At 64.3% G+C, this 23,445-nt stretch carries 20 protein-coding genes and 1 riboswitch; of the genes, 14 read left to right on the forward strand and 6 right to left on the reverse strand.

Annotated elements, in window-relative coordinates; genetic code table 11:
• Positions 1-14: 14 nt before the first annotated feature.
• The 3 genes from IRZ77_RS21400 to IRZ77_RS21410 all read right to left on the reverse strand — a co-directional run bounded on the left by IRZ77_RS21400 (position 15) and on the right by IRZ77_RS21410 (position 2,492).
• Complete coding sequence (locus IRZ77_RS21400) at positions 15-827, reverse strand: aldo/keto reductase (RefSeq protein WP_108480764.1); 813 nt, start codon at positions 825-827, stop codon at positions 15-17.
• Complete coding sequence (locus tag IRZ77_RS21405; protein WP_046613364.1) at positions 824-1,999, reverse strand: NAD(P)/FAD-dependent oxidoreductase; 1,176 nt, start codon at positions 1,997-1,999, stop codon at positions 824-826. Before IRZ77_RS21405 ends, IRZ77_RS21400 begins: the two co-directional genes overlap by 4 nt.
• 160 nt (positions 2,000-2,159) lie before the next feature.
• A complete protein-coding gene (locus tag IRZ77_RS21410) occupies positions 2,160-2,492 on the reverse strand; it encodes a DMT family transporter (protein ID WP_008095055.1) in 333 nt (110 codons plus the stop codon).
• An 87-nt stretch (positions 2,493-2,579) separates the two neighbouring features.
• Here IRZ77_RS21410 and IRZ77_RS21415 point away from each other — a divergent pair, with 87 nt between their 5' ends.
• Entirely contained in the window at positions 2,580-3,470 is an 891-nt protein-coding gene (locus IRZ77_RS21415) for a LysR family transcriptional regulator (protein WP_153671362.1), read from the forward strand.
• Positions 3,471-3,481: 11 nt separating this feature from the next.
• Complete coding sequence (gene waaA, locus IRZ77_RS21420; protein ID WP_153671361.1) at positions 3,482-4,753, forward strand: lipid IV(A) 3-deoxy-D-manno-octulosonic acid transferase; 1,272 nt, start codon at positions 3,482-3,484, stop codon at positions 4,751-4,753.
• A gap of 151 nt (positions 4,754-4,904) precedes the next feature.
• On the opposite strand, the gene IRZ77_RS21425 is transcribed toward waaA, so the two are convergent.
• A complete protein-coding gene (locus IRZ77_RS21425; RefSeq protein ID WP_046613360.1) occupies positions 4,905-6,341 on the reverse strand; it encodes a TolC family outer membrane protein in 1,437 nt (478 codons plus the stop codon).
• A gap of 159 nt (positions 6,342-6,500) precedes the next feature.
• Positions 6,501-6,607, forward strand: a riboswitch (TPP riboswitch).
• Positions 6,608-6,761: 154 nt separating this feature from the next.
• On the opposite strand from IRZ77_RS21425, the gene thiC reads away from it, so the two are divergent.
• On the forward strand, positions 6,762-8,642 hold the full coding sequence (gene thiC, locus IRZ77_RS21430; protein WP_046613359.1) for a phosphomethylpyrimidine synthase ThiC: 1,881 nt from the start codon (positions 6,762-6,764) through the stop codon (positions 8,640-8,642).
• A 165-nt stretch (positions 8,643-8,807) separates the two neighbouring features.
• Complete coding sequence (gene cytX, locus IRZ77_RS21435; RefSeq protein WP_196174399.1) at positions 8,808-10,091, forward strand: putative hydroxymethylpyrimidine transporter CytX; 1,284 nt, start codon at positions 8,808-8,810, stop codon at positions 10,089-10,091.
• Here the strand turns inward: cytX and IRZ77_RS21440 are convergent.
• Positions 10,060-10,806 carry an RsiV family protein gene (locus tag IRZ77_RS21440; RefSeq protein WP_046613356.1) on the reverse strand — a complete coding sequence of 249 codons (747 nt, stop codon included), beginning with the start codon at positions 10,804-10,806 and terminating at the stop codon, positions 10,060-10,062. The genes cytX and IRZ77_RS21440 overlap by 32 nt on opposite strands.
• 185 nt (positions 10,807-10,991) lie before the next feature.
• On the opposite strand from IRZ77_RS21440, the gene IRZ77_RS21445 reads away from it, so the two are divergent.
• The 9 genes from IRZ77_RS21445 to IRZ77_RS21485 all read left to right on the forward strand — a co-directional run bounded on the left by IRZ77_RS21445 (position 10,992) and on the right by IRZ77_RS21485 (position 20,299).
• Positions 10,992-11,609, forward strand: a complete 618-nt coding sequence (locus tag IRZ77_RS21445) for an NUDIX domain-containing protein (protein WP_015272022.1) — start codon at positions 10,992-10,994, stop codon at positions 11,607-11,609.
• Positions 11,600-12,052, forward strand: a complete 453-nt coding sequence (locus tag IRZ77_RS21450) for a DUF1249 domain-containing protein (protein ID WP_016501905.1) — start codon at positions 11,600-11,602, stop codon at positions 12,050-12,052. The genes IRZ77_RS21445 and IRZ77_RS21450 overlap by 10 nt, the downstream gene beginning before the upstream one ends.
• An 85-nt stretch (positions 12,053-12,137) precedes the next feature.
• Positions 12,138-12,938, forward strand: coding sequence for a 3',5'-cyclic-AMP phosphodiesterase (gene cpdA, locus IRZ77_RS21455; RefSeq protein WP_196174401.1), 801 nt, complete (start codon positions 12,138-12,140; stop codon positions 12,936-12,938).
• 162 nt (positions 12,939-13,100) lie between these two features.
• Positions 13,101-13,709: a YqiA/YcfP family alpha/beta fold hydrolase gene (locus IRZ77_RS21460; protein ID WP_003258136.1), complete on the forward strand. Its 609-nt coding sequence runs from the start codon at positions 13,101-13,103 to the stop codon at positions 13,707-13,709.
• A 35-nt stretch (positions 13,710-13,744) separates the two neighbouring features.
• Complete coding sequence (gene parE / locus IRZ77_RS21465; RefSeq protein ID WP_196174403.1) at positions 13,745-15,649, forward strand: DNA topoisomerase IV subunit B; 1,905 nt, start codon at positions 13,745-13,747, stop codon at positions 15,647-15,649.
• A complete protein-coding gene (locus IRZ77_RS21470) occupies positions 15,646-16,632 on the forward strand; it encodes an esterase-like activity of phytase family protein (RefSeq protein WP_196174405.1) in 987 nt (328 codons plus the stop codon). Before parE ends, IRZ77_RS21470 begins: the two co-directional genes overlap by 4 nt.
• Complete coding sequence (locus tag IRZ77_RS21475; RefSeq protein WP_046613351.1) at positions 16,629-17,147, forward strand: retropepsin-like aspartic protease family protein; 519 nt, start codon at positions 16,629-16,631, stop codon at positions 17,145-17,147. The genes IRZ77_RS21470 and IRZ77_RS21475 overlap by 4 nt, the downstream gene beginning before the upstream one ends.
• A 10-nt stretch (positions 17,148-17,157) precedes the next feature.
• Positions 17,158-19,416, forward strand: a complete 2,259-nt coding sequence (gene parC, locus IRZ77_RS21480) for a DNA topoisomerase IV subunit A (RefSeq protein WP_046613350.1) — start codon at positions 17,158-17,160, stop codon at positions 19,414-19,416.
• A 172-nt stretch (positions 19,417-19,588) separates the two neighbouring features.
• A complete protein-coding gene (locus tag IRZ77_RS21485) occupies positions 19,589-20,299 on the forward strand; it encodes a PqiC family protein (protein WP_108480757.1) in 711 nt (236 codons plus the stop codon).
• A 159-nt stretch (positions 20,300-20,458) separates the two neighbouring features.
• Here IRZ77_RS21485 and IRZ77_RS21490 read toward each other — a convergent pair whose 3' ends face one another.
• Complete coding sequence (locus IRZ77_RS21490) at positions 20,459-21,916, reverse strand: AhpA/YtjB family protein (RefSeq protein ID WP_046613347.1); 1,458 nt, start codon at positions 21,914-21,916, stop codon at positions 20,459-20,461.
• A gap of 135 nt (positions 21,917-22,051) precedes the next feature.
• Between IRZ77_RS21490 and serB the strand changes: the two genes are divergently transcribed.
• Positions 22,052-23,266, forward strand: coding sequence for a phosphoserine phosphatase SerB (gene serB, locus IRZ77_RS21495; RefSeq protein ID WP_181381631.1), 1,215 nt, complete (start codon positions 22,052-22,054; stop codon positions 23,264-23,266).
• Positions 23,267-23,445: the final 179 nt, after the last annotated feature.

Raw genomic sequence — 23,445 nt, forward strand, 5'->3', positions numbered from 1 at the left:
GGGCCTGGGGCAACTCAATGCTGGCCCAGAATACGGGCGACGGTGGCCACGTTGTGGGCCAGGTGCAACGGATTGATGGTGCCGACGATAGCACTGCTGACGCCCGGGTGGGCGAACAGCAGCTCGAAGCTGGCCTGCACCGGGTCAACGCCCGGGGCCAGACAGATATGCCCGCTGGCCAGGGCCTTCTTCACCAGGATGGCCTTGCCGTGTTCGGCAGCGTAGTCCAGCACTGGGCGTTCTGCCTGTTCGTTGAGGTTGTAGGTGACCATGGCGCAATCGCCTTGCTCCAGCGCCTTCAGGCCGCCGGCGACGGTCTTGCCGGAAAGGCCGAAGCCGAGGATCTTGCCCTCCTGCTTGAGCTCGGCAAGGGTCTGGTAGACCTCCTGCTGTTCGAGGATGGCCAGGTCGTTGCCGTCGGAATGCACCAGCACCAGCTCGATGCGGTCGGTTTCCAGGCGCTGCAGGCTGCGCTCTACCGAACGGCGGGTGTGGGCGGCGCTGAAATCGAAGTGCGATTGGCCATTGTCGAATTCTTCGCCAACCTTGCTGACGATCACCCATTCATCGCGCTGGCCGCGCAGCAGCGGGCCCAAGCGCTCTTCGCTGCGGCCGTAGGCCGGGGCGGTGTCGATCAGGTTGATACCCAGCTCGCGGGCCTGGGCCAGCAGCAGGCGGGCTTCGTCATCGCCGGGGATGGTGAAGCCGGTGGGGTACTTCACGCCCTGGTCGCGCCCCAGCTTGACCGTGCCCAGGCCCAGCGGCGAAACCTTGAGGCCGGTGCTGCCCAAGGGGCGATGGAAGTCGTGCAGGGTTGGTAGGCTCATGGCAGCAGTTGCTCCCAGGCCGGTACGCCCAGCGGTGGGCGTGGCAGGTCGGCCAGGTCGGCTTGCGCCTGTGGGCGGATACCGTCGCGCTCCAGGTGGCTGATGACCCGGTCGCTGAAGTCCGGTGCCAGGGCCAGCTTGGTCGGCCAGCCGACCAGCAGGCGTTGCTGGTCGGCGAGGAAGGCGTTATCCGGGCGGACCAGGCCCGATTGCGCCGGTTCCGCACGGTTGACCCGCAGGGTGGCCCAGCGCACCTGGCTCTGGTCGACCCATGGCAGCAGGCTGGCGATTTCTTTCTGTGCCGCGGCAATTTGCGCAGCCGGTTCGCGGGCAACACCATCGGCCTCGGCCAGGTCGCCGCCCAGGTACCAGACCCACTGGCCATCGGCGGCCGGGTGGGTGGTAACCGTCACCCGGGGCTTTGGCCCGCCACCCAGGCAATGGGCGTAAAGCGGTTTCAGGTTGGCACCCTTGGCCATCACCATGTGCAGCGGGCGTGTCTGCATGGCTGGCTGGTTGAGGCCCAGGGCATGCAGCAGCTCTTCGGTGCCGGCGCCGGCGCTGAGCACGATGCGCTGGGCGCGGATGTCGCGCTCGTCGACGCGCAGGCCGACCAGGTCGGCGCCCTCGCGCAGTGGCTCGATGCGCTCACCAGCCAGCAGGCTGTCGCCTGCCAGTTCGGCCAGGTTGGCCAGCAGGCTGGGTACATCGATGACCAGTTCGGCCAGGCGATAGACCTTGCCCTTGAAGGCGCGGTCCTGCAGCGCCGGTGGCAGTTGCTCACCCTTCACCTGGTCGACCCGGCCGCGCACGGCCTTGCTGGCGAAGAAGCTGGTGAGGTTGCCGGCCAGGGTGCCTGGTGACCACAGGTAGTGAGCGTCGGACAGCAGGCGAGTGCGGGTCAGATCCAGCTCGCCGCTGCCGCTCAGGGCTTCGCGCCAGCGTCGCGGCATGTCGGCGATGGCTTCCGAGGCGCCGGTCAGGGCACCGTGCAGGGCGTACTTGGTGCCGCCATGGATGATGCCTTGGGACTTGATGGTCTGCTCGCCGCCAAGGCTGGCGCGTTCCACCAGTACTGTCGAGTAGCCCAGCCGGCGCAGGCGGGCATTGAGCCAGAGGCCTGCGACTCCGGCGCCAACGATCAGCACGTCAGTGGAAATGGCGGATGGCATGGCGGTACCTCGAAGACTGGGACAGCTGGCAAGTATACAGGGTATACCTGTGATGGCCCTATCGCCGGCAAGCCAGCTCCCACAGGATGGCATTGACCCAGCGGCCTGTATTCACTCTGTGAGAGCTGGCTTGCCGGCGATGAGGCCCGTACGGGCTGCCTCAATGCCCAGCCGTTTTCGAAAACAGCTGAATCACCACCACTCCACCCACAATCATGGCCATGCCCAGCATCGCCGGAACGTCCAGCTTCTGCCCATAGATCACCAGCGCCGCCACACTGATCAGCACAATACCCAGCCCCGACCAGATGGCATAGGCGATCCCCACCGGAATGCTGCGCACAACCAAGGTCAGCATCCAGAAAGCAATGCCATAACCAACTACCATCAGCAGCAACGGCAAGGGCGTGCTCAAGCCTTTCACCGCTTTCATGGAAGCGGTGGCGATGACTTCGGCGCAGATGGCGATGGCGAGGTAGGTGTAGGCATTCATGGCGGGTTCCTCCGGTAACTGGTCGGGCATTCTAGACGTTGCCTGGATGGGGTAAAGTCATTACCTATCACCAGGGGAGATAGGTCGATGGCCGAGCAGTGGAATCTTGAACAGCTACGTACCTTCCTGCGCGTTGCGGAGCTGCGCTCGTTCTCTGCCGTGGCCCGCGAACAGCGCAAGGCCCAGTCGGCGATCAGCAGCGCGATCGCCCTGCTCGAAACCGACCTGGGGGTCACCTTGTTCGAGCGCAGCAGCGGCCGGCAACCCAAGCTGACCGAGAACGGCAGCGCCCTGCTGGAAGATGCCCGTGAACTGTTGCGCCAGTGCGAGCGGCTGGATGGCCGTGCGTTGGCGCTGATGCGCGGGCAGGAGGCCTTGTTGCGGGTCGCCCAGGACGAAGCCATGCCCTACCAGCCGGTCATCGACAGCCTCGACGAGCTGGCCAGCCGCTACCCGTTTCTGGAGGTGCAGCTGGCCAGCGGTGCCCAGGGCGATGTGGCGCGCAAGCTGGTGGAGCGGCGCGCCGATCTTGGCCTGTTCTTCCACCACGAGAGCATCCCGGCCTCGCTGGAGCGGCGCGCCCTGGGCAGTGTGGAAATGGTCACCGTGTGCGCGGTCGGCCACCCGCTCGCCGGCGAAGGCCGGGTTACCCGGCAGCAGCTGGCGCGCCACCGTCAATTGCTGATTGCCCCGCAGCAAAGCGGCTACCCAGGCGGCGAAGCGATCAGCCCGCAGGTATGGCGCGCCGACAGCTTCTATGCCATGGCCGAACTGCTGATGCGCGGCCTGGGCTGGGCCTGGCTGCCGCGACACGTGGTGCAGTACCCGACCTATCAGGCGCACATGGTCGAACTGGACAGCGAGTGGCAGCCACCGGCCTTGGTGGTGGAGCTGGCCTGGCGCCGCGACGAGCCACTGGGGCCTGCCGCGCAGTGGCTGGCCGAGCGCTTTGCGGTGCACCTGCGCGCGATCGGGTAAACTCCGCGGCCATGAACAGAACTCTCTATACCTTGTTGTTTCACCTGGGCCTGCCGCTGGTTGCGCTGCGCCTGTATCTACGCGCGCGCAAGGCACCGGCCTATGGTCAACGCATTGGCGAGCGCTTTGGCTTCAGCCTGCCGGCCATGCGCCGCGGCGGCATCTGGGTGCACGCGGTATCGGTGGGCGAGAGCATTGCGGCGGCGCCGATGGTGCGTGCCTTGCTCAAGGCCTACCCGGAATTGCCGATTACGCTTACCTGCATGACCCCGACCGGTTCCGAGCGCATTCGCGCCATGTTCGCCGACGAACCGCGCGTGCAGCATTGCTACCTGCCCTACGACCTGCCCTGGGCGGCAGGGCGCTTTCTCGACCATGTGCAGCCGAAGCTGGGCATCATCATGGAAACCGAGCTGTGGCCCAACCACATCCACCAGTGTGCGAAGCGTGGCATTCCGGTAGCGCTGGCCAACGCACGCTTGTCTGAGCGCTCGGCTCGTGGCTATGGGCGTTTTGCCAGGCTGACCCGGCCGATGCTGGCCGAGATGAGTCTGATTGCCGTGCAGACCGAAACCGAGGCTCAGCGTTTTCGTGACCTGGGCGCGCGTCCGGAGTGCGTGCAGGTCACCGGTTCGATCAAGTTCGACCTGAAGATCGATGATCAACTGTTGCCGCGTGCCAGGGCATTGCGTGAACAGTGGGGGGCTGCACAGCGCCCGGTGTGGATCGCCGCCAGCACCCACGAAGGTGAAGATGCGTTGATCCTGCAGGCACATCGGCAATTGTTGCAGGTGCATGGTGATGCCCTGCTGATTCTGGTGCCGCGCCACCCCGAGCGATTCGCTGCGGTGCATACGCTGTGCAGCGAACAGTTCACCACCGTGCGCCGCTCTGCCGGCACGCCGGTCGATGCACAGACTCGCGTCTTGCTCGGCGATACCATGGGCGAACTGCTGTTCCTCTATGCCCTGGCCGACATTGCCTTCGTCGGCGGCAGCCTGGTGGCGACCGGCGGGCACAACCCGCTTGAACCCGCGGCGCTGGCCTTGCCGGTGCTGATGGGGCCGCATGTGTTCAACTTCCTCGAAATCAGCGCGATGCTGCGCGAGGCAGGGGCACTGCAGCAGGTGGACGATGCCGACGGGCTGGCCGAAGCGGTGCGGCGGTTGGTCGAATTGCCGCAGGATGCACAGCGCATTGGCGAAGCGGGCAGGGCGGTGATGCGGGCCAACCAGGGCGCGTTGCAGCGCTTGCTCGATGGCCTGGGTGCACTTATCCGCTGAGTTCTGTGTTGGGTTTTCTGGCCTCATCGCCGGCAAGCCGGCTCCCACAGTACTGCACAAGGCTTAAGGCCAGTGGAGAACCTGTGGGAGCTGGCTTGCCGGCGATGAGGCCATCAAAAGAAACCCACCCTGCGGAAAATCCACCCCTATATCAGGGGCGACGCTCGAAGTTCTTTGCCGCTGCAGCCGCCAGGTCCGGCGGCAGGAAGTCCTTGTCCGGGTTGTAGTCCGGCTTCAGGTACCGCTTGAGGTCCTGCAGGTCCTGCGGGCTCAAGGTGCCGGCCGCCTGCTTCAGGCTCAGGTTGTCGAGGATGTAGTCATAGCGGCTGTTGTTGTAGTCGCGCACCGAGGTGTACAGCTGACGTTGGGCGTCAAGCACGTCGACGATATTGCGGGTACCCACCTGGTAGCCGATCTCGGTGGCTTCCAGCGCGCTCTGGTTGGAGATGATCGACTGCTTGCGCGCCTGCACCTGTTCCACGTCGGTGTTTACCGCGCGGTGCAGGTTGCGGGTGTTTTCCACCACCTGGCGGCGCAGGCTTTCACGCTGCTGTTCGCTCTGGCTCAGGCGCTGGTAGGCCTCGCGCACCTGCGAACTGGTCAGGCCGCCGCTGTAGATCGGGATGTTCAACTGCAGGCCGATGCTGGTCTGCTCGACGTCGCCGCTATAGCGCGAAACGGGGGCCGGTGCGGGGTTGGTGAAACCGAAGTTGTCGTTGTCACCCTTCTGATACTTGGCAACCGCGTCCAGGGTCGGCGCATGGCCGGCCTTGCGCTGGCGCAGGGTTTCCTCGGCAGCGACGACCGCGTGGTTGGTGGCCAGCAGGTTGAGGTTCTGGCGCCCGGCGGTTTCGACCCAGGCCTTGGCGTCGTTGGGTGTAGGGACCTGCACCGGCAAGGTATGGACCACGCCTTGAATCGACGTGTATTCCCGGTTGGTCAGGGTTACCAGGGCCTCGAAGGCATCCTGTACCTGGCGCTCGGCAATGATCCGGTTGGCCCGCGCCGTGTCGTAGCTGGCCTGGGATTGCAGCACGTCGGTCTTGTCGGAGAGGCCGACGTCGAATCGTTCGTTGGACTGGTCCAGCTGGCGCTTGAAGGCAGCTTCCTCGGCCTTGGTCGCGGCCAGGTTGTCCTGGGCACGGAGCACGGCGAAGTAATTCTGCGCGGTTTGCAGGATCAGGTTCTGCTCGGTCGCCGACAGCTCCAGCGCCGCCTGTTCGTTGACCGCCTCGGCCGCCTGCAACTGGAACCAGCGGTCAGCGCGGAAGATAGGTTGCGCCAGGGTCGCACTCCAGGTATTGCCGCTGCGGTTGCTGGTGGCCGATGGTTCGTCCAGCTTGGTGCGGGTGTTCAGCATTTCGGCACCGGCCGAAAGGTTAGGCAGCAACCCGGCGCGAGCCTGTGGTACCACTTCACGGCGGGCGCCGTAATCGGCGCGGGCTGCAGCCAGGTCAGCGTTATTGTCGACCGCTTCCTGGTAGACGCTGACCAGGTCGGTCTTGACTGTTTGGGGCACGTCCGCTGCCCAGACCACTCCGTTGGACGCACAAGACACGGCTATCGCCAGTGAGAGTTTGCGCAGCATAGAGGCAATCCTTGTACGAAATTTAATTACTGAACTGTTGAGTATCGATCGACGGGCCAGTGTAGTGCCATGCGCCCCCGGCAACAATCGCTCGAGTGCCTTTCATCATCCGCGTATTTACCCGCTTGGCTTTGCCGACCACTCCAGTCTAGACTGCGCATGTTCTTGTCGGGGTGCCTTGAAGCAAAGGCTGAGATCGCAAAGTTGCGGATCCCGTTGAACCTGATCAGGTTAGCGCCTGCGTAGGGAACAAGATTGCTCGCCTTCCCGTGGAGCCTCTTGTGCCAGGTCCGGGAATGTCACAGCTGCATGCAGCTTCAGGCACCCTCATATCCGGCACTGCACCCATCAAGGGTGCGTCCGCGCCTTTCAGGTTCACCCCGACATTCCACTGCTAGGAAGCCGTCTGGAGAGCCTGTGATGACCAAACAAGAAAAAGCGATCAACCTCAGCGAATCGGCACAAGTCGATCAGCAGTCCGTGCAACCGTTCCCGCGTTCGCGCAAGGTGTATGTCGAAGGCTCGCGCCCGGACATCCGCGTGCCCATGCGTGAAATCAGCCTGGACGACACCCCGACCGATTTCGGTGGCGAGTCCAATGCCCCTGTGCTGGTCTACGACACTTCCGGCCCGTATACCGACCCCAACGTTGTCATCGATGTGCGCAAGGGCCTGGCCGATGTGCGTTCGGCGTGGATCGAAGCACGCGGTGACACCGAGCGCCTGGCCGGCCTGAGCTCGCACTTCGGCCAGCAGCGCCTGAACGATGCCGAACTGGCCAAGCTGCGTTTCGCCCACGTGCGCAACCCGCGCCGTGCCAAGGCCGGCGCCAACGTCTCGCAGATGCACTATGCCCGTCAGGGCATCATCACCGCCGAGATGGAATACGTGGCCATTCGCGAAAACATGAAGCTGCAAGAGGCGCGCGCCGCCGGCCTGCTCGACGAGCAGCACGCCGGTCACAGCTTTGGGGCCAACATCCCGAAAGAAATCACCCCCGAGTTCGTTCGCCAGGAAATCGCCCGTGGTCGCGCGATCATCCCGGCCAACATCAACCACCCGGAATTGGAACCGATGATCATCGGCCGCAACTTCCTGGTGAAGATCAACGGCAACATCGGCAACAGCGCCCTGGGTTCCTCTATCGAGGAAGAAGTGGCCAAGCTGACCTGGGGTATCCGCTGGGGTTCGGACACGGTCATGGACCTGTCCACCGGCAAGCACATTCACGAAACCCGTGAGTGGATCATCCGCAACTCGCCGGTGCCGATTGGTACCGTGCCGATCTACCAGGCCCTGGAAAAGGTCAACGGCGTGGCCGAAGACCTGACCTGGGAGCTGTTCCGCGACACCCTGATCGAGCAGGCCGAGCAGGGCGTGGACTACTTCACCATCCACGCTGGTGTGCTGCTGCGTTATGTACCGCTGACTGCCAAGCGCGTCACCGGTATCGTCAGCCGTGGTGGCTCGATCATGGCCAAGTGGTGCCTGGCGCACCACAAGGAAAACTTCCTGTACACCCACTTCGACGAAATCTGCGAAATCATGAAGGCGTACGACGTCAGCTTCTCGCTGGGCGACGGCCTGCGTCCCGGCTCGATTGCCGACGCCAACGATGCCGCGCAGTTCGGTGAGCTGGAAACCCTCGGCGAGCTGACCAAGATCGCCTGGAAGCACGATGTTCAGTGCATGATCGAAGGCCCGGGCCACGTGCCGATGCAGCTGATCAAGGAAAACATGGACAAGCAGCTGGAGTGCTGCGACGAGGCGCCGTTCTACACCCTCGGCCCGCTGACCACCGATATCGCTCCTGGCTACGACCACATCACCTCGGGCATTGGTGCGGCGATGATCGGCTGGTTCGGTTGCGCCATGCTCTGCTACGTCACGCCCAAGGAGCACCTGGGCCTGCCGAACAAGGATGACGTGAAGACCGGCATCATCACCTACAAGATCGCCGCTCATGCCGCCGACCTTGCCAAGGGCCACCCGGGTGCGCAGATTCGTGACAACGCCTTGTCCAAGGCACGCTTCGAGTTCCGTTGGGAAGACCAGTTCAACCTCGGCCTGGACCCGGACACTGCCCGTGCCTACCACGACGAGACCCTGCCGAAGGAATCGGCCAAGGTTGCGCACTTCTGCTCGATGTGCGGGCCGAAGTTCTGCTCGATGAAGATTACCCAGGAAGTGCGTGAATACGCTGCCAAGATCGAAACCGTGGATGTGACGGTCGAGCAAGGCATGCGTGAGCAGGCCGAGCGGTTCCGCCAGGAAGGCAGCCAGCTGTATCACAAAGTCTAAGACCGCTGGGGCCGCTTTGCGGCCCTTTCGCGACGCAAGGCCGCTCCCACAGGGACTGCGCAAGGCTTGAGGCCAGCGCGGTTTTTGTGGGAGCGGCCTTGTGTCGCGATACGAGGACGCAGTCCTCGCCAGGAACACCAACAACATTGCCGGCGAGCGCCAACCATGACATCACCCAGCCAATTCTCCCCCGACCACCCGGTCCCAATCGCCCAGCGTATCTTCGGCGCCCGCGACCTGTTCTCGCTATGGTTCTCCCTCGGCATCGGCCTGATGGTGCTGCAGGTCGGCGCCATGCTCGCCCCTGGCCTGGGCCTTGCCGGCGCAGTGCTGGCCATCGCTCTGGGCACCGGTGTGGGTGTGCTGTTGCTGGGGGCTGCCGGTGTCATTGGCAGCGATACCGGCCTGTCGGCCATGGGCACGCTCAAGCTGAGCCTGGGGGGCCACGGCGCGCGCTTGCCGGCGCTGCTCAACCTGCTGCAACTGGTGGGCTGGGGCGCGTTCGAGATCATCGTGATGCGCGATGCCGCCAGCCTTCTGGGCGCGCGGGTGTTCGGCGAAGCCAGCGCCTGGAACAGCCCTGTGCTCTGGACCCTGTGCTTCGGCGCCCTGGCCACCTTGCTCGCGGTCGGTGGGCCGCTGGCGTTCGTGCGCAAGGTGCTGCGCACCTGGGGCATCTGGCTGCTGCTGGGCGCTTGCCTGTGGCTGACCTGGAACCTGTTCGCCAAGGCCGACCTGGCCGTACTGTGGAACCGTGCCGGTGACGGTTCGATGTCGCTGGCCGTGGGCTTCGATATCGCCATCGCCATGCCGCTGTCCTGGTTGCCGCTGATCGCCGACTATTCGCGTTTTGCCCGTAACGGCAAACATGTATTCGGCGGTACGGTGGTGGGCTACTTCATCGGCAACACCTGGCTGATGAGCCTGGGCGTGGGCTACACCTTGGCCTTCGCCGGCAGTGGCGAAGCCAACGCCCTGCTGCTGGCCTTGGCGGGCGCCGGCATGGGCATTCCACTGCTGCTGATTCTGCTGGACGAGTCGGAAAAGGCTTTTGCCGACATTCATTCGGCGGCCGTTTCCACCGGTGTGCTGGTGCGCCTGAAGGTCGAGCACCTGGCGCTGGCCATTGGCGTGCTGTGCACCCTGATCGCCCTGCTGGCGCCACTGGCACAGTACGAGAATTTCCTGCTGCTGATCGGCTCGGTGTTTGCACCGCTGTTCGGTGTGGTATTGATGGACCATTACGTGATCCGTCGCCGCCGCTTGCCAGTACAGGTGCATGGCTTGCATTGGCAGGCACTGCTGGCCTGGGCGGTGGGCGTTGCCGCGTACCATCTGATCGCCGCGCAAGCGCCCGACCTGGGTGCGACCCTGCCGGCATTGCTGCTGGCAGGGCTACTGCACGGGCTGTTGAGCTTCAGCCGCGGCCGGGAAACAGCTCGGGCTTGAGCACGCCATTCAGGCGTGGGTACGGGATCTTCAACTCCACGTGGCCCATGGAGTAGGGCGCGATGGAGTAGACCTCGTACTTGACCACCACCGCGCCGTACGTCAGGGCGATGTGCGGCGACTGCTTGAACGGCCAGGTCTTGATGAACTCGGCGTCCTTGTCCATGCCTACGCTGATCAGCCAGGCGCGGTGTGATTCCTCGACGGTTTTCCAGAAGGTGTCTTCCTGGCCAGGCACCAGCATGTCCTGCAGGGTCAGCACCTTGTCCAGCTTGCGCGAATAGTTGATGAAACCACGCCCGGGCATGCCGTGGGCGCCGCCGCTGTCCAGGTAGCTGGACAGTTCGATGATCACCAGTCCGTCATGCTGCTCGCGTACCTTGGCCTGCAGGTAGCTGCTGTTGCGCTTATCGGCACTGGCCAGGTACTGCTGCTCGTAGGCTTGCAGTGTGGCCGGTGCGTTGCCGCGCTGGTTGTCTTCGGTCAGTTGCAGCAGGCGTTTCTCGACGATGCCATCAAGCTTGGGCAACGCCGGGAAGTGGATCATGTCGATGTTCACCAGCGGGCAGTCGCTTTCACTGCAGCCGGGTTTGACATGCTCCCAGGCATCACGCTTGACCTCGAGCGGCGCCCGGTAGTTGGGCGTGAACAGGCTTTGGCAGGCACCCAGGGCCAGGGCCAGCACAGCCACGGACGTCAGTTTGACAAGTGTCATGAGGATCCTTGCAGAACAGGGAAAAGTCGGCCTTTGACCGTCTGCGCGGCCTTCAGTTCGCCACTAAGCTAACAGAGACGAGGCGCGCTGTCCCGAGTGCGCGAACGGTTGCCGGAAAGGGATGAAACCGGCAGGCGTGCAGAGTAGGATGGCGCGATGCGGTATTCGAGGTAATGAGGATTTCCATGTCAGACGCGTTGAACTCAGTGCCCAAGGGCTTCGAAATCATCGAGCGGGCCAACTGCTTCCAGGGCTTTTACAAGCTCGACAAGCTACGCCTGCGCCACGAATTGTTTGCCGGGGGCATGGGCCGCGAGATCAGCCGCGAACTGTTCGTGCGCCATGATGCGGTGTGCGTGCTGCCGTACGACCCGTTGCGCGATGAAGTGGTGCTGATCGAGCAGTTCCGTGTGGGGGCGCTGGACAAGGTCGACAACCCTTGGCTGATCGAGATGGTGGCCGGGCTTATCGACAAGGACGAGCAACCCGAGGAAGTCGCCCATCGCGAAGCCGAAGAAGAGGCCGGCCTGGCTTTCAGCGCCCTGTGGCCGATGACCCGTTACTTCCCGTCGCCCGGCGGCAGTGACGAATACGTTCATCTGTTCCTCGGACGCTGCAGCAGCGAAGGGGCGGGCGGCCTGCATGGCCTGGAAGAAGAGGGCGAAGATATTCGCGTGCGCGTGTGGTCGTTCGAGGATGCCATGCAGGCGGTGCGCGACGGGCGCATCTGCAACGCGGCGACCATCATCGGCCTGCAATGGCTGGCGCTGAACCGTGATGAAGTACGAGGTATGTGGAAGTGAACCTGCTGCGCGAGCGTTATCGGGTCGACCTGGTCGGGCTGCAGGCAGCCTGCGAGGCCAACTACGCCCGGCTGATGCGCCTGTTGCCAGACATGCGCACCACCCAAAGCTCGCGCCGCATCGGCATGACCCAGGGCGATCAGATGCTCGGTGTGCTGGTACTCGACGTGGTGCTGGCCTGCCCGTACACCACCACCCTGCACGTGCGCCAGGAGCACAGCCTGCCTTGGTTGCCGGTGCCGCACCTGGAAGTGCAGGTGTACCACGATGCGCGCATGGCCGAAGTGGTCAGTGCCGAACACACCCGGCGCCTGCGCAGCATCTACCCGTATCCGAACGAGGCCATGCACCAGCCGGACGAAAAGGCCCAGCTCAACTTGTTCCTCGGTGAATGGCTGAGCCACTGCCTGGCTTGTGGTCACGAACTGGCGAGCGTTCGCTGAAGTGTGACGCAGGTCGTTCGTGGGTGTTTGCTCGCACCCGTTGTGCAGCCATAATTCGCGCTGAATCCGTTCCAGGAGACGGCCGTTGCCTCAGACAGACCAATCGCGCCTCGTGCATGTGGTGCAACTGACCGATGCCCATCTGTTCGCCGACCCGGCCGGCAGCATGCTGGGCCTCAATACCCGTGACAGCCTGCGCCATGTAGTGGCACAGGTGCGGCGGGAGCAGCCGCTTGTCGACCTGCTGCTGTGCACTGGCGACCTGTCCCAGGACGCCAGTGTGGCATCCTATGAAGCGTTCCGTGAGCTGACCGCGCCGTTTGCCGTGCCCACCCGCTGGTTGCCTGGCAACCATGACGAGGCCCGAGTCATGGCGCAAGTGGCGCCGGAGCTGGTACAGGCTGTGACCGATATCGGTGCGTGGCGCATCGTCATGCTCAATACGGCCGTCCCCGGGGCAACGCACGGGCTGCTGGAGGATGACCAGCTGGCAGTGCTGGAAGCGGCCTTGCGAGAGGCGGGTGAACGGCATTGCCTGGTGTGCTTCCACCATCAGCCGGTGGATATCAGCTGTGCCTGGATTGCGCCGATCGGCTTGCGCAATGCCCAGGCGCTGTTCGATATCGTCGAGGGTTATCCACAGGTGCGGGCGCTGCTGTGGGGGCATGTGCATCAGGAATGGGATGAAGTGCGCGACGGCCTGCGCCTGCTGGCTACGCCGTCGACCTGTATCCAGTTCGCTGCGCGCAGCGAGGATTTCCAGGTGAGCGAGGAGCAGCCGGGCTACCGCTGGTTGCGCCTGCATGCCAACGGGCGGTTGGAGACCGGGGTGGAGCGGGCACTGGATTTCGAAGTGAAGCTCGACTTCGATAGCCCGGGGTATTGAGCTGCGGCTGCAGACGCGCTCCTACAGGGAACTGTGGTTGCGACTTCGGTGAAGAAATTGTTGCGAAACCCGTGACACTGCGTCAAAACCCGGCGAACGCGCTACACTGCGCGTCCCTGCGCCCATATCACCGGGCGCGAAGCCAAAGATTCCGGGGGCAGCATGTCGGGTTCCATCCTCTATATCCACGGCTTCAACAGCTCGCCGCTTTCCACCAAGGCGCGCCAGCTCGAGGCCGTGATGCAGCAACTGGGCCTGTCGGCCCAACTGCGGGTGCCCGCTTTGCACCACCACCCACGGCAGGCCATCGCCCAGCTCGAAGCCGCCATCGCCGAACTGGGCGCGCCATTGCTGGTGGGCAGTTCGCTCGGCGGCTACTATGCCACCTATCTGGCCGAGCGCCACGGCCTCAAGGCCCTGCTGGTGAACCCGGCGGTAACACCGCACAAGCATTTCGACGGCTACCTGGGCACCCAGCACAATCACTACACCGGTGAGGCCTGGGAGCTGACCCACGATCACGTGCAGGCCCTGGCCGAGCTGGAAGTACCAGCCCCGGTGGACGCCAGCCGCTATCAAGTGTGGCTGCAGACCGCCGATGAAACCCTGGACTATCGCCACGCCGAGCGCTATTACCGTGCTTGCGCCCTGCGCATCCAGGCCGGTGGCGACCACAGCTTCCAGGGCTTCGCCGAGCGTCTGCCGGCTCTGCTGGCCTTCGCCGGCATTGCCCGTGGGCAGTACGCAGCGCTCGATTTTTCTGTATTTTGACTTTTTTGCATTCACCAGACTGACGACGAGACCCTATGGCCACTCCCAGCGCTAGCGCCTATAACGCAGACGCCATCGAAGTCCTCTCGGGCCTTGACCCGGTCCGCAAGCGGCCGGGCATGTACACCGATACCAGCCGCCCCAACCATCTGGCCCAGGAAGTCATCGACAACAGTGTCGACGAAGCCCTGGCCGGTCATGCCCGTTCGGTGCAGGTCATCCTCCATGCCGACCACTCGCTGGAAGTCAGCGACGATGGTCGCGGCATGCCGGTGGACATCCACCCGGAAGAGGGTGTGTCCGGGGTAGAGCTGATCCTCACCAAGCTGCACGCAGGCGGCAAGTTCTCCAACAAGAACTACCAGTTCTCCGGCGGCCTTCACGGCGTGGGCATCTCGGTGGTCAATGCCCTGTCGACCCAGGTGCGCGTGCGTGTCAAACGTGACGGCAACGAATACCAGATGACCTTCGCCGATGGCTTCAAGGCCAGCGAACTGGAAGTGGTCGGCTCGGTCGGCAAGCGCAACACCGGTACCAGCGTGTACTTCAGCCCCGACCCCAAGTACTTCGATTCGCCGAAGTTCTCCATCAGCCGCCTCAAGCACGTGCTCAAGGCCAAGGCCGTGCTGTGCCCGGGCCTGCTGGTCAGCTTCGAGGACAAGGCCACCGGCGAGAAGTTCGAATGGCACTACGAGGACGGCCTGCGCTCCTACCTGGTCGATTCGGTCAACGAGTTCCAGCGCCTGCCCGACGAGCCGTTCTGCGGCAGCCTGGCCGGTAACAAGGAGGCGGTGGACTGGGCCTTGCTGTGGCTGCCAGAAGGCGGCGACAGCATCCAGGAAAGCTACGTCAACCTGATCCCTACCGCCCAGGGCGGCACCCACGTCAACGGCCTGCGCCAGGGGCTGCTGGATGCCATGCGCGAATTCTGCGAGTTCCGCAACCTGCTGCCGCGCGGCGTGAAGCTGGCGCCGGAAGACGTCTGGGAGCGCATCACCTTCGTGCTGTCGATGAAGATGCAGGACCCGCAGTTCTCCGGGCAGACCAAGGAGCGCCTGTCGTCGCGTGAGGCGGCTGCCTTCGTTTCCGGCGTGGTCAAGGACGCCTTCAGCCTGTGGCTCAACGCCCACCCCGAGCTGGGCATGCAGCTGGCGGAGCTGGCCATCAGCAACGCCGGGCGCCGCCTGAAGGCCAGCAAGAAGGTCGAGCGCAAACGCATCACCCAAGGCCCGGCACTCCCCGGCAAACTGGCCGATTGCGCCGGGCAGGATCCGATGCGAGCCGAACTGTTCCTGGTCGAGGGTGACTCCGCCGGTGGCTCGGCCAAACAGGCACGCGACAAGGAATTCCAGGCGATCCTGCCGCTGCGTGGCAAGATCCTCAACACCTGGGAAGTGGACGGTGGCGAAGTTCTGGCCAGCCAGGAAGTGCACAACATCGCTGTGGCCATTGGCGTCGACCCGGGGGCCACCGACCTTGCGCAGCTGCGCTACGGCAAGATCTGCATCCTCGCCGACGCCGACTCCGACGGCCTGCACATCGCCACGCTGCTGTGCGCGCTGTTCGTCCAGCACTTCCGTGCGCTGGTCGAGGCCGGGCATGTATACGTGGCCATGCCGCCGCTGTACCGCATCGACCTGGGCAAGGAAATCTACTACGCCCTCGACGAGGCCGAGCGTGACGGTATCCTCGATCGCCTGGTGGCCGAGAAGAAGCGCGGCAAACCACAGGTCACCCGCTTCAAGGGCCTGGGTGAAATGAACCCGCCACAGCTGCGCGAGACCACCATGGACCCGAACACCCGGCGCCTGGTGCAGCTGACCCTGGACGACGTGCAGGCCACCTGCGAGCTGATGGACAAGCTGCTGGCCAAGAAGCGCGCGGGCGACCGCAAGAGCTGGCTGGAAACCAAAGGCAACCTGGCCGAGGTCATGGTTTGATTCGGCGGCTTCTGGCTGCCTGCCTGGCGCTGGTTTCCCTGCCGAGCCTGGCGGGCAACTGGCCAGAGCTGAAGCTGAACGCCGAGCACCCGATCGAAGGCATGCGCGGTGGCAACCTGTCTGGCCTGGTGGAATGCCGGGGCGGGCTGTGGGGCGTGTCCGACCGCGACGACGACCGTATCTACCGCTTCGACCAGCAAAGCCCGACCTGGCGCGCGCAGCCGCTCACCTTCACCCCGCCAGCAGTGCCGGAAAGTGGCCTGCCGTGGGGCCTGAAGTCGCGTAACTGGGCGGCGTCATATATCCGTGGTGGCGAGCTGGATTTCGAAGGCATCAGCTGTGACCAGGCGGGTAACCTGTACCTGGTCAGCGAGGCGCATGCCGCAGTGCTGCAACTGCCGCTGGAAGGCGAGGCAAACTGGTTGAAGATCGACCCGGCCATGGTTCGCCAGGCCCGTGCCAGCGGCATGCTGCTGAACTTCAACGCCTTGTTCGAAGGCCTGGCGATCAACCCGGCGGGCGACCGCCTGTGGCTGGCCGCCGAGCGCGAGCGGCGGGGCCTGGTGGCCATCGAGCGCCAGCAATCGGTGTGGACCTGCGGCCGCAGCTGCGTGCTGTTGAGCGAGGCTGGCGTCGAAATGCAGCCGGCGCAGATGCCCAATGCCCAGGCACTGTCGCGCGATTTCGCCGACCTGGCCTGGTTCGAAGGCAAGCTGTTCACCCTCGAACGTAACGCCTACCGGGTCTGCCGTCGGGATACCGACAGTGGCAAGGTCGAGCGCTGCTGGTCGTTCGCTGCCGATGCCCTGGTCGAGTCGCGCCGCTATCAACAGCCGTTCGGCCTGGCCGAGGCACTGGTGATCGATGCCAAGGGCGCCTGGATCGGTGTCGACAACAACAACGGCACCCGCGCCGATGGCAAGGCACGCCCGATCGTCTGGCGCTTCGATGCGCCGGAAGGCGGATGGAGCGCCAAGCCATGAGCCAGGCACCGGGCAAGCGGGCGGGCAAGGTATTGATGATCGTCGCCTGGGCGGCGGCACTGTTCCTCGCCACGCGTTTCTTTGGCCAGTGGGAAGACAGCCAGCGCAACCCCAATGCCCAGGTGCAGTCGTCGCATGGCGAAGGCTTCATCGAGGTACGCCTGTTGGGCAACGGCCAGGGCCACTTCGTGGTGGATGGCGCGATCAACGGCCAGATGGTGCATTTCATGCTCGACACCGGTGCCACCGACGTGGCCATCCCCGAGGCGTTGGGCCGCGAGCTTGGCCTGGAGCGCGGCAGCCCGGTGCAGCTCAGTACCGCCAACGGCCGTACAGAAGGCTACCGCACGCGCCTGGCCAGCCTGCAGCTGGGGGATATCCGCCTGCGCGACGTGCGCGCCATCGTGGTGCCGGGCCTGGACGGGCAAACCGTATTGCTGGGCATGAGTGCCCTGAAACAACTTGAATTTTCCCAGCGCGGCGGCACCATGCTGCTGCGCCAGAACCTGAAATGACGAGGCCCGCATGAGCGACTCACTGGAACTCAGCCTGGACGGCGTTGAACGCCGCTCGCTGGCTGACTTCACCGAACAGGCCTACCTCAACTACTCCATGTACGTGATCATGGACCGCGCTTTGCCGCACATCGGCGATGGCCTGAAGCCGGTGCAGCGACGCATCGTCTACGCCATGAGCGAGTTGGGGCTCGATGCCGATGCCAAGCACAAGAAGTCCGCGCGTACCGTCGGTGACGTGCTCGGCAAGTTCCACCCCCACGGCGACTCGGCCTGCTACGAGGCCATGGTGCTGATGGCGCAGCCGTTCAGCTACCGCTATACCCTGGTCGACGGCCAGGGCAACTGGGGTGCGCCGGACGATCCGAAGTCCTTCGCCGCCATGCGTTATACCGAAGCCCGCCTTTCGCGCTACGCCGAAGTGCTGCTCAGCGAAGTCGGTCAGGGTACCGTGGACTGGGTGCCAAACTTCGACGGCACCCTTCAGGAGCCGGCCGTGCTGCCGGCGCGCCTGCCCAACATTCTGCTCAACGGCACTACTGGTATCGCCGTGGGCATGGCCACCGACGTGCCGCCGCACAACCTGCGTGAAGTGGCCACGGCCTGTGTGCGTCTGCTCGACGAGCCCAAGGCCACCATCGAGCAGCTGTGCGAGCACATCCAGGGGCCGGACTACCCGACTGAGGCCGAGATCGTCACGCCGCGGGCAGAAATCCTCAAGATGTACGAAAGCGGGCGCGGCTCCATCCGCATGCGCGCCGTATACCGCGTCGAGGATGGCGACATCGTCGTCACCGCGCTGCCGCACCAGGTCTCCGGGGCCAAGGTGCTGGAGCAGATCGCTGCGCAGATGCAGGCCAAGAAGCTGCCGATGGTTGCCGACCTGCGTGACGAGTCGGACCACGAGAACCCGTGCCGCATCGTCATCATCCCGCGCTCCAACCGCGTGGATGCCGATGAACTGATGCAGCACTTGTTCGCCACCACTGACCTGGAGAGCAGCTATCGGGTCAACGTAAACATCATCGGCCTGGACGGCCGGCCACAACTGAAGAACTTGCGCGCGCTGCTGCTGGAGTGGCTGGAGTTCCGTACCGCTACCGTCCGCCGCCGCCTGCAGCACCGCCTGGACAAGGTGGAGAAGCGCCTGCACCTGTTGGAAGGTTTGCTCACCGCGTTCCTCAACCTGGATGAAGTGATCCATATCATCCGTACCGAGGACCAGCCAAAGCAGGCCCTGATCGCCCGATTCGACCTGACCGAGATCCAGGCCGACTACATTCTCGAGACCCGCCTGCGGCAGCTGGCGCGCCTGGAAGAGATGAAGATCCGCGGCGAGCAGGATGAATTGCTGAAAGAGCAGGCCAAGCTGCTCGCCCTGCTGGGCAGCGATGCCAAGCTGCGCAAACTGGTTCGTAGCGAGCTGATCAAGGATGCCGAAACCTATGGCGACGACCGCCGCTCGCCTATCGTCGAGCGTGCCGAGGCCAAGGCGCTGTCGGAAAACGAGCTGATGCCGACTGAGCCGGTTACCGTGGTGCTGTCGGAAAAGGGCTGGGTGCGCTGCGCCAAGGGCCACGACATCGATGCCACCGGCCTGTCGTACAAGGCCGGCGATGGCTTCAAGGCCGCCGCCGCCGGGCGCTCCAACCAGTTTGCCGTGCTCATCGACTCCACTGGCCGCAGCTACTCGCTGGCCGCTCACAGCCTGCCATCGGCGCGCGGCCAGGGCGAACCGCTGACCGGCCGCCTGACGCCACCACCGGGGGCCACCTTCGAGTGCGTGCTGTTGCCGGACGACGATGCGCTGTACGTAGTGGCCTCGGACGCCGGTTATGGCTTCGTGGTCAAAGGTGAAGACCTGCAGGCCAAGAACAAGGCCGGCAAGGGCCTGCTCAGCCTGCCCAACGGTGCCAAGGTCATGACCCCGCGCCCGGTGGCCAACCGCGAGCAAGACTGGCTGGCGGCGGTGACCACCGAAGGCCGTCTGCTGGTGTTCAAGGTCAGCGACCTGCCTCAGTTGGGCAAGGGCAAGGGCAACAAGATCATCGGGGTGCCGGGCGACCGGGTAGCCAGCCGTGAAGAATTTGTTACCGATCTGGCCGTGATTGCCGATGGTGCGACACTTGTATTGCAAGCCGGCAAGCGTACCCTATCTCTGAAAGCGGATGACCTGGAGCATTACAAGGGCGAGCGCGGACGGCGCGGCAGCAAGCTGCCACGCGGGTTCCAGCGGGTCGATGGATTGCAGGTGGAAGTGCCGACATAAACGGTTTTAATGTCTGGAACGGCAATTTCAGCGTCGTTCCGGGCAGAAATGCTGGAGTCGGACGGTTATTTCGCGGATGATATGGCCCTTGCGGTGCCGGCGTGGCCGTGTGCCCGTTTGAATCTATGTGTATCACTGCGGTTGGCCTTTTGGCGACCGCCTGGATGGGATGATGAAATTTCTGCGCCTTCCATTTGCGCTGTTGATGACTGGCCTGCTGGGCCTTGGCGGGTGCACCATGCACAAGCCGGTTGCCCTGTACCAGCTCGACAGTGGTGATCCTGGCCAGCCTTCGCAGAGCGCGGGCATGGCCGTGGTGCTCGGCCCGGTATCGGTTGCCGATTACCTGCAACGTGAGACATTTCTGCAGCGTCAGGCCGATGGCAGCCTGAGTTCGGCGACCGACGGTCGTTGGGCCGGCAGCCTTTCGTCGGATATCGACCAGCTCCTGGTACGCCAGCTCGCATGGCGCCTGGACAGCCAGCGCGTGGTGCTGGCCCCGGCAGCGGCCGGTTTCAACCCGGATGTACAAGTACTGCTGTCGATCACTCGCCTGGACTCGGGCAAGGACCAGCCGGCCATTCTGGATGCTCAATGGCGTCTGCTGGATCGCCGTGGCCATGTGCGTGACAACCGCATCGTTCATCTCGAGCAGCCACATTCGGGCAGCGAGGCGTCGCAGGTGCAGGCCCAGGGCCAATTGCTGCAGAAGCTGGCCGAGCAGCTGAGCACTGCGGTCAAGCCGTTGGCCAACCAGCCAGCGATCGCCGAAGAGTCGCCAAAAAAGCCGGCTGCGCCGGTGCAGGTGAAGAAGGCGCCGGAGAAATCCAAGATCCCGATGGCGGCACCGATTCGTACCGATATGGAAGTCTATCGGTTCTGATCGAACTGCCAGATACGAAAAAGCCCGCAATGATGCGGGCTTTTTCGTATCTGCTGTTTTTGTACTGTCTGTGCTGGCCTCTTCGCGGGTAAACCCGCTCCCACAGGTTGGTGCAGGCCCTGTGGGAACGGGTTGACCTGCGATGAGGCCAGCCCGGTATCAGGCCCGGCGTTCGTGCATCCGCGCCAACTGTCGCTCCAGCATCGACGGGTAGGGTTCCATCAGGCGCTCCACGCAGCAGGCGCCTTCGGGGCTGGCAATCGGGCGAATGCGGGCGCGCTGGCGAATCAGCGTGTCATCGCTGATCTGCCGCTCCACCAGCAACAGGTTGCGGCTGTGCTGCGACAGCGCCAACGCGTCCTGGGCCTTTTCGGCCATCAGCAGGTCTACCAGCTCCAGCCCTTGCAGGTCGTTGCCCAGGGCCAGGCCCAGTTGCAACTGCAGGGTAATGCCGCTGTCCGCCACCTCGATCTGCAGGGCATGGCCCAGCGCGCGCAACAACTCGCCGCAGCAGATGGCGTTGGTCAGGTAGTCCTCGCCGCAGTCGCGGCTGTGGAACAGCACCAAGGTGCTGCCGTCGTTGAGTGTGTGAGTTTCGCCGTCGTAGAGCGAGGCGGCGTGCTCCAGGCAATCGCGGTAGCGGTCGGTCAGTTCGGTCAGGCGCGTGCGCGGCAGGCGACGCAGCTGCTCCTGCGAACCCAGCTGCACGGCGAGCACTGCGCTGTACTGCGGCTCGTCGGATTCGACCACGGCGGCCTTGGGCGCGCTTTCGTCGTCCAGCAGCCCGGCGAAGGCTTCGTCGTCATCCTCGTCTGCCTGAGCGGCAAGCTTGGCGCGCGGTGCAGCCTTGGCTGCCGGGATGGCGTCGTGCAGGTCGTCGAATTGCTCGTCGTCGTCTTCTTCAGGCTCCGGCTCAGGTGGCGGCGGCGGGGCCAGGCGCGCGTGCAGCTGGCGGGCGATGTCGCCGATCTCGTCCTGGCGGTCGGTGGCCGGGGTATAGGGTTGCGGGTCGCGCAGCCACACCCGCAGTTGCAGCAGCGGCAGGGTGATGAAGCGGCCCTGGCGCAGGCTCAGGGTCAGTGCCAGCACCAGCAGGATGGCGGCAAGGATGCCCATGCTCTGCAGGCTGATCAGCATCGGCTGCTGGAACTGGCTCATGTCCAGGCTGATGCGCAGTTGCCCGGCGGTCACGTCCTGGAAGGTGATCTTGGTCTGGTAGAGGCCTTCGGCCTCGCCCAGCAGGCTGTTGCGCGGGCGCTGGCCGGCCTCGGCGAGGATACGGTTGTCCACGCTGTAGATCGCCGCATGGGCCACCAGCGGGTTTTTCACCAGGTTGCCGAGCAGCACGTTGAGGCTGAGGATGTCGTTGGCCACCAGCAGCTCGGTCGCCGAGGTGGCGGTCTGGGTGGTCAGGCTCTGGCCCAGGGCATCGGCCTGCTCGTGCATGGCCTGCTTGAACTGCAGGCCCATCACGCAGGCGTAGATCACCAACGCCAGCGCCACCAGGAAAATGTTGGTGCAGGCGATGCGCAGTGCCAATGGCACGCGACGTTGACTCAGGGCGCGATAGATCATCAGGAAGAAGTTGTCTGCTTTGACGGGCGTGGGCCGGTTCACTGAGCTCGGCTCTTAATGGCATGAAAGTGTGGGGCAGTATAGCGAGCCGGGTTTTGTCGGCAAAGTATCGTTGGCGCCCGATGGTCACGGAAAATCGGTAGAATGCGCATTTTTCATCGAAGTCGGAGCCAGGTTGTGCGCGAAATCGTCCTGATCAACATCACCGGTGAGGATCGTCCCGGTCTCACTGCGGCTATCACCGGCGTCCTGCTGCAGGGCGGTGTGAGCATCCTCGACATTGGCCTGGCTGTCATGCACGGTACCTTGTCGTTCGGCATCCTGGTCGATATCCCGGACAACGAAGTGGCCACCTCCCTGCTGCAGAGCGTGCAGGCCAAGGCCCATGAACTGAACCTGCAGGCCCGCTACACACCGATTTCCGAGGCGGACTACCAGCACTGGGCCGATGGCCACGGCGAGGCGCGCCACATCGTCACCTTGCTCAGCCGCAAGATCACCCCCGAGCAACTGCAGCGGGTGAGTGCGGTGATCAGTCAGTACGGCCTGACCATCGAGCGCATCGAGCGCCTGTCGGCCCGTGTGGCGCTGGATGCCGATACCGACAAGGGCAAGGCGGCCATCGAGATTTCCGTGCGCGGCGTGCCGAGCGATGCCCAGGCGCTGCGTGCCGACTTCTTCGCCTTGGCTGAAGAGCTGAGCATCGACATCGCCTTCCAGAAGGACGACCTGTTCCGCCGCAACCGCCGCCTGGCGGTGTTCGACATGGACTCGACGCTGATCGAAGCCGAAGTCATCGACGAACTGGCCAAGGCCGCTGGCGTAGGTGAGCAGGTGGCCGCGATCACCGAACGTGCCATGCGCGGCGAGCTGGACTTCCGCGCCAGCTTCAAGGAGCGCATGGCCCTGCTCAAGGGCCTGGATGTGGGCGTGCTGGACGAGATCGGTGCGTCGCTGCGCCTGACCGAGGGCGCCGAGAACCTGTTTGCCGAGCTCAAGCGCCTGGGTTACAAGACGGCGATCCTGTCCGGTGGCTTCACTTATTTTGCCCGTCAGGTGCAGGCGCGCCTGGGCATCGACTATGTGTTCGCCAATGAGCTGGAAGTGGTCGATGGCAAGGTGACCGGCGTGGCTGTGGAGCCGATCGTCGATGCCCAGCGCAAGGCCGAGCTGCTGCAGAAGCTGGCCAGCGAAGAAGGCTTGCAGCTGGAGCAGACCATTGCCGTGGGTGATGGCGCCAACGACCTGCCAATGCTGTCGCTGGCAGGCCTTGGCGTGGCGTTCCGCGCCAAGCCGCTGGTACGCCAGTCGGCCAAGCAGGCGATTTCTACCCTGGGGCTGGATGGGGTGTTGTATCTGCTGGGCCTGCGCGACCGCGACGCGCGCGGCTGATCTGCAAATTTGGGGCTGCTTCGCAGCCCTTTCGCGACACAAGGCCGCTCCCACAGGTGCCGCGCAGACTTCAAATGCGGCGCCGTACCTGGACTGCCCCCAAGAAGTTGGACAAAAAATCCAACCCTTGGGGGACCTATGGGCAAATACACAGAGCAATTCAAGCTCACAGCCATCTC

This window comes from Pseudomonas pudica, assembly GCF_015680405.1.
GTDB lineage: Bacteria > Pseudomonadota > Gammaproteobacteria > Pseudomonadales > Pseudomonadaceae > Aquipseudomonas > Aquipseudomonas pudica.